This is a genomic window from Humibacillus xanthopallidus, from assembly GCF_006716675.1.
Lineage (GTDB): Bacteria > Actinomycetota > Actinomycetes > Actinomycetales > Dermatophilaceae > Humibacillus > Humibacillus xanthopallidus_B.
The window spans coordinates 343836-359721 of the sequence record NZ_VFPM01000003.1; the positions used below are offsets into that span (position 1 = coordinate 343836).

Genomic DNA, 15886 nt, shown 5'->3' on the forward strand with positions numbered 1-15886 from the left:
CCGTGACCGACCTCTTCTCGACCATCATCGGCTCGTCCGTCGCCCGACGTGTGGGGGTGCCCCAGCCGACACGCCTGCGACGCTACGACCCCGGTGCGCCGCTCTGCGAGGCGCCGGTGCTCGTGGCCGGGGGCGGGCGCTTCGCCGACGGCATCGCCGGCTGGCTCGACGGTCTCGGCATCACGACGATCCGCGCCTTCGACCCACAGGCCCCCGAGCCCGACGGCTCCCACGGCGCCGACGGCTCGGGCCGCTCCGACGACGACGACACGGCGGCTCGACTCGGCGCGGTCGTCCTGGACCTCAGTGAGGCGCGCGACCCCGGTGACCTCGACGCCCTGCGCGTCATCGGTGCACCAGCCCTCCGGTCACTGGCCCGCAACGCCCGTGTCGTCGTCGTCGGCACCGACCCCAGCACCCTCACCGAGGTCTCGCACGTCGCCACACAGCGAGCGCTCGAAGGGGCCGTGCGCTCGATCGGCAAAGAGCTTCGTCACGGAGCGACCGCCAATCTCGTTCTCGCGCACCGTGACTCGTCAGATGGCGTTCGATCCGCGGCCGAGTTCCTCCTCTCGGGCCGCTCGGCCTATGTGGACGGCCAGGTCATCCGGGTGGACGACCGAGCCGGAGCGAACCCCGATGCCGTCAGGCCCCTGGCCGGCAAGGTCGCGGTCGTCACCGGCGCAGCCCGCGGCATCGGTGCCGAGATCGCCCGCGTCATGGCTCGTGACGGAGCCACCGTCGTGGCCGTCGACGTGCCGACCGCCGGCGACTCGCTCGCGGCCGTGGCCAACGAGATCCGTGGCACGGCGCTGCAGGTCGACGTGACTGCGGCTGAGGCAGGCAGGCGCATCGTCGACCACGCCCTGTCGCGCCACGGGGCGATCGACATCGTCGTGCACAACGCCGGCATCACCCGCGACAAGCTCCTCGTCAACATAGACGAATCCCGTTGGGGGAGTGTGATGGCGGTCAACCTCAGGTCCATCCTCCAGCTCAACGAGGCGATCCTCGAGCGGGGGGCGATGCCGGACGACGGGCGCATCGTCTGCGTCGCCTCCATCGCGGGCATCGCCGGCAACCGTGGCCAGACCAACTACGGCGCGAGCAAGGCCGGGGTCATCGGCGTCGTCGACGCCCTCTCGACCCAGCTCCGGCCGCGCCGCATCACGGTCAACGCCGTGGCTCCGGGCTTCATCGAGACCGACATGACGGCGCGGATCCCCTTCGCGACACGGGAGTTCGGTCGCCGGATGAACTCCCTGCAGCAGGGCGGCACACCCCGGGACGTCGCCGAGACCATCGCCTGGCTGGCCCAGCCCGGCGCAGCCGCGGTCACCGGTCAGGTCGTGCGGGTCTGCGGCCAGAGCCTGCTGGGGGCCTGACGATGCCCAAGGTCATCACCCTCGACACGGCCCCCGACCTCCGCCAGATCTACGTCTCGGCGGCACTCAGGCGCAGGCGGGTGGGCGACACCCTCCCGGACGTGCGGGTCGCCCGGGCCGGCGTCACCGTCGACGTGCCGGCCCTCGCGGCCTACGCCCGGGTGTGCCGACTGCCCCTCGGGCCGTCGTTGCCGCTGACGTACCCCCACCTGCTGGCCTTCCCGATGCAGATGGTCGTCATGGCGGGTGACGGCTTCCCGCTGCCGCTTCTCGGGGCCGTCCACGTCGAGAACCGCATCGAGGTGACGCGGGCGGTCGCGGTGGACGAGGTCCTCGACATCGACGTGTGGGCCGAGGACCTGCGGCCGCACCGGCGCGGCACCCAGGTCGACCTCGTCTCCGAGGTGAGCACCCGGGGCGAGCTCGTCTGGCGCGGCGTCAGCACCTACCTCGCCCGGGGCGCCGAGCACCCCGACGCACCCCGGTCCGAGGCGCCGTCCACCGCCCCCCTCGACGCGGTCACCGGTGGGCCGCAGTGGCGCCTTCGTGGCGACACGGGTCGGGCGTATGCCGGCGTGTCGGGTGACTGGAACCCGATCCACCTCCATGCCCTGACCGCGAGGCCGCTCGGCTTCCCCGGCGCCATCGCGCACGGGATGTACTCCTACGCCCGGGCCATCGGCTCCCTGGCTTCACGCCTTCCCGCGGAGGGCCTGACGAGCCGGGTCTGGTTCCGCAAGCCGGTGCCGCTGCCCTCGACCGTGCGCCTGCGCACGGCCTTCTCGCCGGGGGCCACCCTCTCGGTGCTCGAGTCGGTGAGCGACGACACCGAGCATGCCGTCGTCGAGAACACCTGGGCGCCGTGATGCTCAGACCGGATGGTGCGCCTGCACCATCCGGTAGATCCCGCTGCGCACGACATAGCCGAGCTCCGCGTTGACGCGACGGATGCCGACGTTCTGCTCCTCGTTCGTCGTGTTCGACACCGTAGCGCCGAGGCGGGCCGCGACGACGTGGGCGCGCTCCTTGACCGCGCGCATGATGCCGCGCCCGCGGTAGGCCGGGTCGACGCCGCTGTACGCGATGGAGAGCGCTCCGGACTGCACGCCACCGAAGGTGATGCCCGCGGGCACGCCGTCGACGCGCGCGACGACGCAGACCGGCTGCTCGTCGGCGGTGAGCATCGTCGAGAACACCTCGAGGCTCATGACGAATCCCAGCGCGGCCTCCGGGTTCGTCTGACTGGCCCGGAGCATGCTCTCGACGGCGTCACGGTCGGCGAACCGCAGGTCCGGCACCTCGTCGAGCGTCACCCCCGGCGGCAGGGCAGAGGGCGCCGCGACCTCGGTGAGGTCGAGACTCGACTCGATCCCGTGCTTCTCGATCTCGAAGCCCCAGTGCCGGGCGACCGCGAGCGACCGCGCGTCGTCGTCGAAGACGCCGGTGCCGAGCCTGGCGATCGTGGCAGGCACCAGGGGCAGCAGGGAGTCACGGAGCGCGGCCCCGACGCCCGAACCCTCGACGTCGTGGGCGACGATGACACGAAGGCCGCAGCGGTCGGGCGGGGCGAAGCCGGGGCGTTGGACGAGACCGACCCCGACGATGCGATCGTCACTGTCATGGGCCGCGTGGCGCACGAGGAGGGGGAAGAGCTGAGGGCTCTCGAAGGGCATCGCGGCCTCGGCGCGGGGCAGGTCGGGCAGCCGTGCGCAGACCACCTCGATCGCATCGGCGATCCGCTCGGTCTCGAGCGGCCGCACCGTCACTGCAGGCATCGGTCTCACTCGTAGAGAACGTACTCGGGCTGCGGGCGCAGGGCCAGCACCTGGGTCGGGGTCATGAGCGGCCCGAACCGCCGGTCCTCCGAGTAGAAGAGCTTGAAGCCGGCGTGCAGAGGCTTCGGCAGGCCGGTCGTGAGCTTGCGGTAGGTCGACTCCTTCATCTCGCGCGACCCGATGCCGTCGACCGACTTGATGAGGACGACACCGGAGCGAGCGCGAATCGCCTTCTCGCCACGCAGGATCGACGGCGACAGCTGGTGGACGACGAGCACCTTCTCCGGCAGCTTCTTCGCGCGCACGAGGTCAGCGAGGTAGGCGGACACCTCGTTGACCTCGTCGCCCGTGGTGTGACCGAAGGCCCTCATGGGCACCTGACCGGGACCCATCGCCCACTCCGGGTCGAACGCCACACCGACGTCAGGCTCGCCGAGCCAGCGCGCATAGGCGCGAACCTCGTCGAGCACCTCGGCCCGGCCGGGCTGGATGTCGAGCAGGAGGAGGCCCTTGACCTTGCGTGCGGCTGCGAGGTGGGCCGCGATGACGCGGTCGGACGTCCGGCTGCGGTAGAGGCCGTCCGACCCGGGCTCGCCGTGGACCACCGTGGCGATGAGCTCGAGGACCGGCAGCACCGTGCGGCCCGCGGCATACGGCTCGGCCAAGCGCTCGATCTCGCGGGCGCGGGTGTCGAGGTCGCCGACGCCCAGCCGTCCGAGTGCGGAGGAGCCGGGGTAACCGACGAATCCGACGAGGCGATGCTGCGGGAAGATCGTGCGTCCGCCGCGCGGCAGCTGGGGGAGCGACGCAGCAGTGGCAGACGTCGCGGACGGTGTCGGTGCGCTGGAGGCGGACCCCCGCGTCGTGCCCGACGTCGCCCCGGCGCCGGCCGTCGGCGCGGGGGAGGAGGGCGCGGTCGACGGCGTGGACGCCACTCCGCACGCGGTCAGGCAGACGAGCACCGCCGACGCGGCCGCCAGCGCCGTTCGTCGCATGGTGGGCTCCCCCTGAGTCACCAGGCGCGGCCGCGCCCGTTTCGTCCCACGCTAAGTCATGGCGCGCGCCAGACCCAGTTGGGGCCGGGCTGCGCCCCGACCCGCCACCGTGCGACCTCGATGAGGCGGCTGTCCGCCCGGGAGCCTCGGGGCGAACGGGCGTCGCAGGCCGGCGCGCGCTGTCGTTACGCTGGGTCGGCCGCGACCACGCGGCACCACCCCGCCACGAAGGAGCACCAACCGTGTCTGCACAGATCACCGTCACCGTCGCCGGAAGCGAGCGATCGGTCGCGGAGCAGACGACGGCGGGTGAGCTCTTCGAGGAGGTCGGGCCCGCTGGGCGGGCCGTCGTCGCCCGCGTCAACGGCGAGCTGCGCGACCTCTTCCACCCGCTCGCCGACGGCGATGTCGTCGAGCCGGTCACCATCGACAGCGAGGACGGGCTCGCGGTGCTGCGCCACTCGACGGCCCACGTGCTCGCCCAGGCGGTGCAGTCCATCAACGCGGACGCCAAGCTCGGCATCGGGCCGCCCGTGCGTGACGGGTTCTACTACGACTTCGACGTCGAGACCCCGTTCCACCCCGACGACCTCAAGGCCCTCGAGAAGGCGATGCAGCGCATCATCAACGAGGGGCAGACCTTCGCGCGCCGGGTCGTCACCGACGCCGAGGCCCTCGAGGAGCTCGCCCACGAGCCCTTCAAGTGCGAGCTCGTCGGGCTCAAGGGCGGCAACGCCGACGAGGCCGCCGAGGGTGCGGGCGTCGAGGTCGGCGCCGGAGAGCTGACGATCTACGACAACATCCGCCGCGACGGCACCCGCGCGTGGGGCGACCTCTGCCGCGGGCCCCACATCCCCAGCACCAAGCTCATCGGCAACGCCTTCAAGCTGATGCGGGTCGCTGCCGCCTACTGGCGCGGGTCGGAGAAGAACCCCCAGCTCCAGCGCATCTACGGCACCGCGTGGCCGACCAAGGACGAGCTCAAGGCCTACCTCGACCGGCTCGCCGAGGCCGAGCGGCGCGACCACCGCAAGCTCGGCGCCGAGCTCGACCTCTTCAGCTTCCCCGACGAGCTGGGCTCCGGGCTGCCGGTCTTCCACCCCAAGGGTGGTGTCATCAAGCGTGAGATGGAGGACTACGTCCGCCGCCGGCACATCGAGGAGGGCTTCGACTACGTCGGCACGCCGCACATCACCAAGGACGGCCTCTTCCACACCTCGGGCCACCTGCCGTACTACGCCGACACGATGTTCCCGCCGATGGAGCTCGAGGGCGCGAAGTACCAGCTCAAGGCGATGAACTGCCCGATGCACAACCTCATCTTCGCCTCGCGCGGCCGCTCCTACCGCGAGCTGCCCCTGCGCTTCTTCGAGTTCGGCTCCGTCTACCGCTACGAGAAGTCCGGTGTCGTGCACGGCCTGACCCGCGTGCGCGGCATGACGCAGGACGACTCGCACAGCTACGTGACCCAGGAGCAGGCGCCCGCCGAGATCCAGCACCTGCTCGACTTCGTGCTCTCCCTCCTGCGGGACTTCGGGCTCGACGACTTCTACCTCGAGCTGTCGACTCGCGACGAGGACGGCGACAAGAAGGACAAGTTCATCGGCAGCGACGAGCAGTGGAAGGTGGCCACGAAGGTCCTCGAGGACGTCGCCGTCGCGTCCGGCCTCGACCTCGTCCCCGACCCCGGCGGCGCAGCGTTCTACGGGCCGAAGATCTCGGTCCAGGCGCGCGACGCGATCGGGCGCACGTGGCAGATGTCGACCATCCAGTACGACTTCAACCAGCCCGAGCGCTTCGGCCTCGAGTACCAGGCGGCCGACGGCACCCGCCAGCAGCCGGTGATGATCCACTCGGCGAAGTTCGGATCCATCGAGCGCTTCCTCGGGGTGCTCGTCGAGCACTACGCCGGCGCGTTCCCGGTGTGGCTCTCGCCGGTGCAGGTCCTCGGTGTCCCCGTCGCCGAGGACTACGCCGACCACCTGCGGGGCGTCCTCGACCAGCTGAAGCGCAAGGGGGTGCGGGTCGAGCTCGACGACAGCGACGACCGCTTCCCGAAGAAGATCCGCAACGCGAGCAAGTCGAAGGTGCCGTTCGTGCTCATCGCGGGCGAGGAGGACCGAGCCGCGGGGGCGGTGTCGTTCCGCTACCGCGACGGCTCGCAGAAGAACGGCGTGCCGATCGAGGACGCCATGGCCGAGATCCTCGAGGCGATCGAGACCCGCGCCCAGGTCTGAGCCGGCGGGTCGCACGCGACCCCGCGGCACGGCATACCGACGCTCGCGTATGCCGCGCCGCGAGTTTCGGGGAAACCCTTGCGCGCCGCCCTCCGGGGGGCTACAACTGAAGTACCGGATCGCTTCGGCGAAACGGTTTCTCCCATCATTCACGTGACGGGAGAACGAAGGCCCGGGAACTCATACTTCCCGGGCCTTCACCTCTCTCACGGCGCCCTGTGACCGGTCCGGCGCGCCCCCAGGCACCTCGGCCCCGCGGCTCTCACACCCGCGGGGCTGATCTGCATGCGGGCGTGTCGGGTTTCAGCCTGACCAACGGACACGGTTCAATGGTCTTGGCCCTGCGGTGTGTGAGACCGCAGGGCCTTCACCTCTCCGGCTCCCACCGCCCTAGGATCGACAACCATGACCGAGCAGGCCGGGGACGCCGTCGAGAGCGCGCACGACTTCGCCCATGTCGACGACGGGTTCGAGCGGCTGTGGACGCCTCACCGGATGGCCTACATCCTCGGAGACCGGCCCACCGAGGAGGCCGGCACCGGGTGCCCCTTCTGCGCCGCGCCGGCCAAGTCCGACGCCGACGGTCTCATCGTCCACCGCGGCGAGCACTGCTACGTCGTGATGAACCTCTTCCCGTACAACCCCGGTCACGTGCTCGTGTGCCCCTACCGCCACGTCTCGCTCTACATCGACCTCACCGACGAGGAGACGCAGGAGTTCACGGCACTGACCAAGCAGGCGATCACGGCCCTGCAGACCGCGTCGGGGCCGCACGGCTTCAACCTCGGGATGAACCAGGGCGCCGTGGCCGGCGCGGGGGTGGCCGCCCACCTCCACCAGCACATCGTGCCCCGGTGGAGCGGCGACTCGAACTTCCTGCCGATCGTCGGGCAGACCAAGGCGTTGCCCGTGCTGCTCGAGGAGACCCGCAGGCGCCTCGTCGCCAGCTGGGGCTGAGGGCACCCGCCGGCCGTGAGCGCGTGGGCCGGAGGAGGCCCTGGGGTCAGTACGCTGTGCTCACCATGCTCAACAGACTCCTCCGCGCGACGATGACCAAGATCCTGGCTCCCGTCGCCCACCTCTTCCTCCGCCTGGGCATCAGTCCCGACGTCGTGACGGTCGTCGGCACGATCGGCGTCTGCGTGGGGGCGCTGGCCTTCTTCCCGCGCGGGGAGATCTGGGTGGGCGTGCTCGTCATCACCGCCTTCGTCTTCTCCGACACGGTCGACGGGATCATGGCGCGCGAGTCGGGCCGCTCGAGCAAGTGGGGTGCCTACCTCGACTCGACGCTCGACCGGATGGGTGACGCGGCGATCTTCGGCGGCCTCGTGCTCTACTACGCCGGCCCCGGCGACAACCGCTGGATGGCGGGGCTGGCCCTCGCCTGCCTCATCCTCGGCTCGGTCGTCTCCTACGCCAAGGCGCGCGCCGAGGGCCTCGGCTACACCGCGAACGTCGGCATCGCCGAGCGCGCCGACCGGCTCGTCGCGGTGCTCGTGGCAGCCTTCTTCGCCGACCTCTTCGGCTCGACGCTGCTCCTCGGCGTCGTCCTCGCCCTGCTCGCCATCGCGAGCTTCATCACCGTGCTCCAGCGCATGCTCACCGTGCGGCGCCAGGCACTCTCCTCGGGCGAGGTCTCCTCGCGAGACGTCCCCGGTGACGTGCCGGGCGAGGTCGCCGGTGACGGCCGTGGTGATGTCCCCGGAGACGTGTCGTCCGGCGAGGTCTCGCCGTGACCGACCCTCGCCCGCTCTCGGCCCGGGCGACCGACTCGGTGAGCGTGCTCGGCTTCAAGCTGGGCTGGCGCACCCTGCGCGCGCTGCCCGAGCGGGCGGCATACGGGCTCTTCGACCGCGTCGCCGACGTCGCCTACCGCCGGAACGGCAAGGGGGTCCAGCGCCTGCGCGCCAACTACGCGCGCGTGCGGCCCGAGCTCGGGGCGGCCGAGCTCGACGACCTCGTGCACGCCGGCATGCGCTCCTACATGCGCTACTACTGCGAGGCCTTCCGCCTGCCCGGCCTGGCGCGGACCGACATCCAGCGGGCCGTCGTGGCGGAGGGTGCGCAGGAGCCGCAGGCCCTCGCCGCCCAGGGCAAGCCGGTCGTCGTCTTCGTCGGGCACCTCGGCAACTTCGACCTCGCCGCGGCGTGGTCGGCGAGCAACATCGGGCCGGTGACGACCGTCGCCGAGCGGCTGAAGCCCGAGGAGGTCTACCAGGAGTTCGTCGCCTTCCGCCGCAGCATCGACATGGACATCATCCCGCTCACGGGGGGCGAGGACCCCTTCGGCGCCCTCGTCCGCGTCACCCGCGAGGGCGGTCGGGTCATCGCGCTGGCCAGCGACCGCGACCTCACCTCCAACGGCGTCGAGGTCGACCTGCTCGGCCACCGCGCCCGCATGGCCAAGGGGCCTGCCGTCCTCTCCCTCCTCACCGGGGCGCCGCTCTATGCCGCGTCCATCCACTACGAGCCCGTGGCCCGGGGTGAGGGGCTGGGGGGCCACCGCACCGTCGTGCAGTTCAGCGACCGGCTGACCCCGCGGGTCGAGGGCTCGACGGCAGAGCGGGCGCAGGACCTCATCCAGCAGTGCGCCGACCACCTCGCGCCGACGATCCGCGCCCACACGTCGAGCTGGCACATGCTCCAGAAGGTCTTCGTCCAGGACCTCGACGTCCGACCGGACCCCGCAGGCGCCGCCACCCGTTCCACCGCCGGCATGCCGTCCGCCTCCTCCCCGGGAAGCGCGACGTGAGGATCGGGATCGCCTGCCCCTACTCCCTCGATGTGCCGGGAGGAGTGCAGTTCCACGTGCGCGACCTCGCCGAGCACTTCATCGGCGAGGGCCACGACGTCAGTGTCATCGCGCCGGCCGACAGCGAGACCGAGCTGCCCCCCTACGTCACCTCGGCCGGGCGCGCCACGGCCGTGCGCTACAACGGCTCCGTCGCCCGCCTCAGCTTCGGCCCCGTCACGGCGGCCAAGGTCGGCCGCTGGCTCGAGCACGGCGACTTCGACGTGCTCCACCTCCACGAGCCCATGACACCGAGCGTCAGCGTCCTCGCCCTCATGGCCGCCGAGGGGCCGATCGTGGCCACCTTCCACACCTCCATGCTCCGGTCGCGGACGATGCAGACGGCATACCCCCTCCTGCGGCCCTCGCTCGAGAAGATCGCCGGGCGCATCGCCGTGAGCGAGGACGCCCGGCGCACGGTGACGACCCACGTCGGCGGCGACGCGGTGGTCATCCCGAACGGGGTCTACGTCGACCGCTTCGCCGAGGCGCCGCGACGCGCCGAGTGGATCGGCCGGCCGAACGCCCCGACGATCGCCTTCCTCGGACGCATGGGCGAGCCGCGCAAGGGCCTGCCCGTGCTCGCCGCTGCGCTGCCGGCGGTGCTGGCCGAGGTGCCGGGCCTGCGCGTCCTCGTCGCGGGTCCGGGCGACCCCGAGGAGATCACGGCGGGCTGGCCGCCGGAGGTCGCGGCTGCCTGCGAGTTCCTCGGAGGTGTGTCCGATGCCGACAAGGCCTCGCTGCTCGCCTCGGTCGACGTCTACGTCGCACCCAACACCGGCGGCGAGAGCTTCGGCATCATCCTCATCGAGGCGATGTCGGCCGGTGCCTGCGTGCTCGCCAGCGACCTGCCCGCGTTCTCCCGCGTCCTCGACGGCGGCAGTGCGGGGGCGATGTTCGCCAACGAGCAACCCGACGACCTCGCCCGCACGCTCGTGTCGCTCCTGGGCGACCCGCAGCACCGCGGGGAGCTCGCCAAGGCAGGCCAGGAGCGGGCCCGGATCTTCGACTGGTCGGTCGTCGCCGACAAGATCATGGCCGTCTACGAGACGGTCATCGAGGGCCGGATGGCCTCGCAGTGGGAGCCGGAGCGGCGCTGGGGCCGCTTCCTGCCGGGGCGGACCCACCGGTGACCGAGCTCTTCACCTGGATCTTCGCCGCCCTCTTCGTCCTCGTCATCATCGCCTGGTACCTCTCCTACACCGCCGCCCGGCTCGACCGCCTTCACGTGCGGCTCGGGGGCACGCTCGCCGCCCTCGACGCGCGCCTCGTGCGCCGGGCCGAGGCCGCCGTCGAGCTCGCCAACAGCGGCCTGCTCGACGGGGCGACCGCCCTGCTGCTCGCGACCGCCGCCGGCGAGTCGCTCGAGTCACCCTCCGAGCACGGCGAGGCGCGCGAGCAGGCCGAGAGCGACCTCACCGAGGCGCTCGAGCTGGCACTGACGCCTGCGGTGGTCGAGGCCCTGCGCGAGACCCCGCACGGGCAGGACCTCGTCGACAAGGTCGGGTCGGCCTGCACCCGCGTGCAGCTCGCCCGGCGCTTCCACAACGACGCCGTCACCGACGTGCGACGCGTGCGGCACAAGTGGACGATCCGGGCCTTCCACCTCGCCGGGCACACGCCGCTGCCGAGCACCGTCGAGTTCGACGACGAGATGCCCTCGCCGCTCGCCACCTGACGTCGGTGCCCTCCCGGGCGCCGTCCACCGCCGCCTCGGACGGGCGCTGTCGTAACGACCGCGCACCGGGGCCTACCCTTGATCTCGACCCACCCCGCGATCGCGTGAAAGCAGGACATCGTGAGCACCACCCCCTCCATCCCCGGCAGCGCCGCCACGGGCACGACGCGCGTCAAGCGCGGCATGGCCGAGATGCTCAAGGGCGGCGTCATCATGGACGTCGTCACGGCCGAGCAGGCCAAGATCGCCGAGGACGCCGGCGCCGTTGCCGTCATGGCCCTCGAGCGCGTGCCGGCCGACATCCGGGCCCAGGGCGGCGTGTCGCGCATGAGCGACCCCGACATGATCGACGGCATCATCGAGGCCGTCTCGATCCCCGTCATGGCCAAGGCCCGCATCGGCCACTTCGTCGAGGCCCAGGTGCTCCAGAGCCTCGGCGTCGACTACATCGACGAGTCCGAGGTGCTGACGCCCGCCGACTACGCCAACCACATCGACAAGTGGCAGTTCACCGTGCCCTTCGTCTGTGGTGCGACGAACCTCGGCGAGGCGCTGCGCCGCATCACCGAGGGCGCGGCCATGATCCGCTCCAAGGGTGAGGCCGGCACGGGCGACGTCTCCAACGCGACGACGCACATGCGCCAGATCCGCCAGGAGATCCGCCGCCTCCAGAACCTCCCCGAGGACGAGCTCTACGTCGCGGCCAAGGAGCTGCAGGCGCCCTACGACCTCGTCAAGGAGGTCGCCGAGGCCGGCAAGCTCCCCGTCGTGCTCTTCACCGCCGGCGGCATCGCGACCCCTGCCGACGCGGCGATGATGATGCAGCTCGGCGCCGAGGGCGTCTTCGTCGGCTCGGGCATCTTCAAGTCGGGCAACCCGGCGCAGCGCGCCGAGGCCATCGTCAAGGCGACGACCTTCCACGACGACCCCGACGTCATCGCCAAGGTCTCGCGCGGCCTCGGCGAGGCCATGGTCGGCATCAACGTCGACGAGATCCCGCAGCCGCACCGGCTCGCCGAGCGCGGTTGGTGACCTCCGCCCTCCCAGCCACCCGCTGACGTATGCCGCCGTGCCCCACCGGGCGCGGCGGCATACGCGCGTCGGGACGCCCACCCTGACAAGATCGAGGGCGTGGACCTCACTGGGGCGCAGCTCTCACGCTCCTACTTTCAGCGCGTCGTCAGGCCGCTCGTCGAGGCCCGCTGGCCCGGGCTGCCGTATGCCGCCGCTCGCCTCGGCAGCGGCTCCGACGTCCTCGGCCTCGACGACGCGATGTCGCGCGACCACGACTGGGGGCTACGGCTCGACCTGCTCGTCCCCGCCACGCTGGTGGCGACCGTCGACCGGCACCTGGCGGAGCACCTGCCGGAGACCTTCGCGGCCCACCCGGTCCGCTTCGCGACGACCTGGGACCCGGTCATCCGCCACCGCGTGCAGATCCAGACGGCTCGTGACCTCGCCGTCACGCGTCTCGGTGTGGATCCCACCGCCGACCTGACGCCTGCGGACTGGCTGTCGGTGACGGGGCAGGCCGTCCTCGAGGTCACCGGGGGCGTCGTGTTCGCCGACCACGCGGGCGAGCTTGACGGCATACGGCAGCGGCTCGAGTGGTATCCCGACGACGTGTGGCGCCACGTCGTCGCGACGGACTGGGCCCGGCTCGCCCAGGAGCTGCCGTTCGTCGGACGCACGGGGGAGCGCGGCGACGAGCTGGGGTCACGCGTCGTGGCGGCGCGTCTCGTCGGGGTCGCCCTGCACCTCGGGCACCTGCTCGAGCGTCGGTGGCCGCCCTACGCCAAGTGGCTCGGCACGAGCTTCGCCGGGCTGGCGCGAGCGGGATCGGCGACCCCGCCACTGCACGCTGCGGTGGCGGCCGGGGACTGGCGCGACCGCGAGCAGGGCCTCGTCGACGCACTGCGGCAGCTCAGCCGCGTGCAGGCCGAGGTCGGGCTGCCGACCGTCGACGACCCCGTCGCGCCGTTCTGGGACCGCCCCTACCGGGGTGTGCGCGAGGACGCCGTCACCGTCGTGTCCGACAGCATCCGCGACCCGGCCGTGCTGGTGCTGCCGCGCGGTGTCGGTGCGGCGGAGCAGTGGAGCGACAACGTCGACCTGCTCACTGACTCCCATCGCCGCCGGCCGCCGCAAGCGTGAGGGTCGCCGCTCAGGTGACGGCGCCGCGCTCGGTGAACTCGGGCCGCTCGAACTCGCGATCGGCGATGACGGCGCGCACGTGCTCGGCCGCCGCGACCGCGTCGACGTGCGTGACGTAGAGCGGGGCGAAGCCGAGCCGGATGATGTCGGGCTCGCGGAAGTCGCCGATGACGCCACGCGCGATGAGCGCCTGGACGACGGCGAAGGCCTGCGGGTGGCGCAGCGACACCTGCGAGCCCCGATGGTCGTCGTCGCGCGGCGTCGCGAGGGGGAGGTCGACCCCGAGGGCGTCGAGGGCCTCGATGAACAGGCCGGTCACCGACAGCGACGCGGCTCGCACGTCGGCGGGGGAGAGCCCGTCGTAGGCCGTGAGGGCTGCTTCGAGCGCCAGGACCGACAGCAGGGGCGGCGTGCCGACCCGGGCCCGGGTGATGCCGGGCGCCGGCTCGTAGGTGCCGCTCATCTCGAACGGACGGGCGTGCCCGTGCCACCCGGTCAGCGGCTGGTCGAAGTCTGCGAGGTGGCGCTCGGCGACGTAGATGAAGGCGGGGGCGCCGGGGCCGCCGTTGAGGTACTTGTAGCCGCACCCGATCGCGAGGTCGGCGCCGTCCGCGTCGAGCCGGATGTCGAGGACCCCGGCCGAGTGGCAGAGGTCCCAGCAGGCGAGGGCGCCGACAGCGTGGGCGGCCTCGGTGATCGCGACGAGGTCCCACAGCTCGCCCGTGCGGTAGTCGACGCTCGAGTACGAGGCGAGGGCGAGGTCCTCACCCGCCTCCGCGATGGCAGCCACGGCGTCGCGGGGGTGGACGCGTCGCACCTCGAGGCCGGCGAGGCGGGCTGCCGAGTCGGTCATGTAGAGGTCGGTCGGGAAGGAGTCGGGGTCGGTCAGCACGACGGTGCGGCCCGGACGCAGGCGGGCCGCGCCGACGACGGCCTTGAAGAGGTTGACCGACGTCGAGTCCGTGACGACGACCTGGCCGGGCGCCGCGCCGACGAGACGCCCGATGGCGTCACCGACGCGGGTCTGGGCCGACCACCAGTCCGACTCGTTCCACGACCGGATCAGCCGCTCGCCCCACTGCCGGTGCACGACGTCGCCGACGACCGCCGGCACCGCCGAGGGCAGCGCCCCGAGGGAGTTGCCGTCGAGGTAGATCACCCCGTCGGGGAGGGTGAACCGGTCGCGCGTGCCGTGCAGCGGCGACTGCGCGTCGAGGGTCTCGGCGCGTGCGGTCAGGGCGTCGTGGGTGTGCACCGTCGTCATAGCGGCAACGTATCCGGTCAGTGACCGCTGACGTCAGGCCCGGGCGCGGGCGGTGTCTCCGATCCGAGACGCAGCCGGGTGGCCGGGGACCGATTGGGGGAGAGCCCGCCGGGCGGCATACGCTCGCGGCCATGGCAGCAGCGAGTCCCCGGCCCCGCATCGGCGTGCTCGCCGTGCAGGGCGACGTCCGCGAGCACCTCGCGGCCCTCACCGAGCTCGGCGCCGAGGCGTCGACCGTCCGGCGACCGGCGGAGGTCGACGCGATCGACGGCCTCGTCATCCCCGGCGGGGAGTCGACGGTCATGGACAAGCTCGTGCGCGCCTTCGAGCTCCAGGCCCCCCTCCGCGCGCGGATCGCCGCGGGCATGCCCGTCTACGGCTCCTGCGCCGGCATGATCATGCTCGCCGACCGCATCGCCGACGCCCGGCCCGACCAGCAGACCCTCGGCGGGCTCGACATCACGGTGCGACGCAACGCCTTCGGCCGGCAGGTCGACTCCTTCGAGCAGGACCTCGACTTCGCCTGGTCGGACCCCTCGCGGGCCGGCACCGTGCACGCCGTCTTCATCCGGGCCCCCTGGGTCGAGGAGGCCGGCAACGGCGTCGAGGTGCTCGCGCGCGTGAGCGGCGGACCGGCCGCCGGTAGGATCGTCGCGGTTCGGCAGGGAAACCTCATGGCGACGTCCTTCCACCCCGAGGTGGGAGCAGACCGCCGGGTCCACGCCGAGTTCGTCGAGATCGTCAGATCACACCGCCAGCAACGGAACGTGAGGGAACCTGCATGAGCGGCCACTCCAAATGGGCCACCACGAAGCACCAGAAGGCGGCCAAGGACGCCAAGCGCGGCAAGCTCTTCGCCAAGCTCATCAAGAACATCGAGGTCGCTGCCCGTCAGGGCGGCGGTGACCCCGCGGGCAACCCGACCCTCTACGACGCCATCCAGAAGGCGAAGAAGACCTCGGTCCCCAACGACAACATCGACCGTGCCGTCAAGCGCGGCTCGGGCGCCGAGTCCGGCGGGTCCGACTGGCAGACGATCATGTACGAGGGCTACGCCCCCAACGGCGTCGCCGTGCTCATCGAGTGCCTCACCGACAACCGCAACCGCGCCGCTGCCGAGGTGCGCACCGCCCTGACGCGCAACGGCGGACAGCTCGCCGACCCGGGCTCGGTGTCCTACGTCTTCAACCGCAAGGGTGTCGTCACCGTGCCCAAGGAGGCCGGCTCCGAGGACGACCTCCTCGAGGTCGTGCTCGACGCGGGCGCCGAGGAGGTCAACGACAACGGCGACACGTGGGAGATCGTGTCGGAGGCGTCCGACTTCGTCGCGGTCCGCAAGGCGATCCAGGATGCCGGCATCGACTACGACTCGGCCGAGGCGTCCTTCGTGCCCAACCTCCAGGTGCCGCTCGACCTCGACGGCGCCAAGAAGATGATCCGGGTCATCGAGGCCCTCGAGGACAGCGACGACGTGCAGAACGTCTACGCCAACGGCGACATCCCCGACGACGTGCTCGCGCAGCTCGACGCCGACGAGGAGTGACGCGCGGCGCAGCGGCGGTTCGCTCGCCGCTTCACGAGGAGGCACGCCGGTGACGGCGTGCCTC

15 protein-coding genes are annotated in these 15886 nt (G+C 71.9%); 12 read left to right on the forward strand and 3 right to left on the reverse strand.

All coding sequences use genetic code 11. The features are described from left to right. Positions 1–2: 2 nt before the first annotated feature. Positions 3–1385, forward strand: coding sequence for a 3-oxoacyl-ACP reductase (locus tag FBY41_RS16695; RefSeq protein ID WP_141845412.1), 1383 nt, complete (start codon positions 3–5; stop codon positions 1383–1385). A gap of 2 nt (positions 1386–1387) precedes the next feature. After that, positions 1388–2251 carry a MaoC family dehydratase gene (locus FBY41_RS16700; RefSeq protein ID WP_141845413.1) on the forward strand — a complete coding sequence of 288 codons (864 nt, stop codon included), beginning with the start codon at positions 1388–1390 and terminating at the stop codon, positions 2249–2251. Between the two features lie 3 nt (positions 2252–2254). On the opposite strand, the gene FBY41_RS16705 is transcribed toward FBY41_RS16700, so the two are convergent. Further along, entirely contained in the window at positions 2255–3160 is a 906-nt protein-coding gene (locus FBY41_RS16705; protein ID WP_141845414.1) for a GNAT family N-acetyltransferase, read from the reverse strand. Positions 3161–3165: 5 nt separating this feature from the next. Next, the gene (locus FBY41_RS16710) at positions 3166–4155 is read right to left on the reverse strand and encodes a hypothetical protein (RefSeq protein WP_141845415.1); all 990 of its coding nucleotides are present in this window, start codon (positions 4153–4155) and stop codon (positions 3166–3168) included. A 242-nt stretch (positions 4156–4397) separates the two neighbouring features. On the opposite strand from FBY41_RS16710, the gene thrS reads away from it, so the two are divergent. The 8 genes from thrS to FBY41_RS16750 all read left to right on the forward strand — a co-directional run bounded on the left by thrS (position 4398) and on the right by FBY41_RS16750 (position 13015). After that, positions 4398–6392 carry a threonine--tRNA ligase gene (gene thrS, locus FBY41_RS16715; protein WP_141845416.1) on the forward strand — a complete coding sequence of 665 codons (1995 nt, stop codon included), beginning with the start codon at positions 4398–4400 and terminating at the stop codon, positions 6390–6392. Positions 6393–6797: 405 nt separating this feature from the next. Beyond that, entirely contained in the window at positions 6798–7349 is a 552-nt protein-coding gene (locus tag FBY41_RS16720) for an HIT family protein (RefSeq protein ID WP_141845417.1), read from the forward strand. A 65-nt stretch (positions 7350–7414) separates the two neighbouring features. Continuing rightward, positions 7415–8128 carry a phosphatidylinositol phosphate synthase gene (pgsA, locus tag FBY41_RS16725; protein WP_141845418.1) on the forward strand — a complete coding sequence of 238 codons (714 nt, stop codon included), beginning with the start codon at positions 7415–7417 and terminating at the stop codon, positions 8126–8128. Then, entirely contained in the window at positions 8125–9144 is a 1020-nt protein-coding gene (locus FBY41_RS16730; RefSeq protein WP_141845419.1) for a phosphatidylinositol mannoside acyltransferase, read from the forward strand. Before pgsA ends, FBY41_RS16730 begins: the two co-directional genes overlap by 4 nt. Then, the gene (locus FBY41_RS16735; protein ID WP_141845420.1) at positions 9141–10316 is read left to right on the forward strand and encodes a glycosyltransferase family 4 protein; all 1176 of its coding nucleotides are present in this window, start codon (positions 9141–9143) and stop codon (positions 10314–10316) included. The genes FBY41_RS16730 and FBY41_RS16735 overlap by 4 nt, the downstream gene beginning before the upstream one ends. Next, positions 10313–10861 (forward strand): hypothetical protein, encoded by a 549-nt coding sequence (locus FBY41_RS16740; RefSeq protein ID WP_141845421.1) that lies wholly within the window; start codon positions 10313–10315, stop codon positions 10859–10861. The genes FBY41_RS16735 and FBY41_RS16740 overlap by 4 nt, the downstream gene beginning before the upstream one ends. A gap of 138 nt (positions 10862–10999) precedes the next feature. Further along, positions 11000–11893 (forward strand): pyridoxal 5'-phosphate synthase lyase subunit PdxS, encoded by an 894-nt coding sequence (pdxS, locus tag FBY41_RS16745; RefSeq protein WP_375869893.1) that lies wholly within the window; start codon positions 11000–11002, stop codon positions 11891–11893. Between the two features lie 99 nt (positions 11894–11992). Beyond that, entirely contained in the window at positions 11993–13015 is a 1023-nt protein-coding gene (locus tag FBY41_RS16750; protein ID WP_141845423.1) for a DUF4037 domain-containing protein, read from the forward strand. 10 nt (positions 13016–13025) lie between these two features. On the opposite strand, the gene kynU is transcribed toward FBY41_RS16750, so the two are convergent. Beyond that, complete coding sequence (gene kynU, locus FBY41_RS16755) at positions 13026–14279, reverse strand: kynureninase (protein ID WP_141845424.1); 1254 nt, start codon at positions 14277–14279, stop codon at positions 13026–13028. Between the two features lie 131 nt (positions 14280–14410). Here kynU and pdxT point away from each other — a divergent pair, with 131 nt between their 5' ends. Together pdxT and FBY41_RS16765 are read left to right on the forward strand one after the other, a co-directional pair. Next, positions 14411–15064 carry a pyridoxal 5'-phosphate synthase glutaminase subunit PdxT gene (gene pdxT, locus FBY41_RS16760; RefSeq protein ID WP_141845425.1) on the forward strand — a complete coding sequence of 218 codons (654 nt, stop codon included), beginning with the start codon at positions 14411–14413 and terminating at the stop codon, positions 15062–15064. Next, positions 15061–15822, forward strand: coding sequence for a YebC/PmpR family DNA-binding transcriptional regulator (locus FBY41_RS16765; protein ID WP_141845426.1), 762 nt, complete (start codon positions 15061–15063; stop codon positions 15820–15822). Before pdxT ends, FBY41_RS16765 begins: the two co-directional genes overlap by 4 nt. The last annotated feature ends 64 nt before the right edge of the window (positions 15823–15886 follow it).

Bases quoted from the DNA above. Each gene is read 5' to 3' on its own strand.
- pgsA (WP_141845418.1), top strand. From the start codon at position 7,415: ATGCTCAACAGACTCCTCCGCGCGACGATGACCAAGATCCTGGCTCCC.
- pdxT (WP_141845425.1), top strand. From the start codon at position 14,411: ATGGCAGCAGCGAGTCCCCGGCCCCGCATCGGCGTGCTCGCCGTGCAG.
- kynU (WP_141845424.1), bottom strand. From the start codon at position 14,279: ATGACGACGGTGCACACCCACGACGCCCTGACCGCACGCGCCGAGACC.
- FBY41_RS16700 (WP_141845413.1), top strand. From the start codon at position 1,388: ATGCCCAAGGTCATCACCCTCGACACGGCCCCCGACCTCCGCCAGATC.
- FBY41_RS16705 (WP_141845414.1), bottom strand. From the start codon at position 3,160: ATGCCTGCAGTGACGGTGCGGCCGCTCGAGACCGAGCGGATCGCCGAT.
- FBY41_RS16720 (WP_141845417.1), top strand. From the start codon at position 6,798: ATGACCGAGCAGGCCGGGGACGCCGTCGAGAGCGCGCACGACTTCGCC.
- FBY41_RS16710 (WP_141845415.1), bottom strand. From the start codon at position 4,155: ATGCGACGAACGGCGCTGGCGGCCGCGTCGGCGGTGCTCGTCTGCCTG.
- FBY41_RS16765 (WP_141845426.1), top strand. From the start codon at position 15,061: ATGAGCGGCCACTCCAAATGGGCCACCACGAAGCACCAGAAGGCGGCC.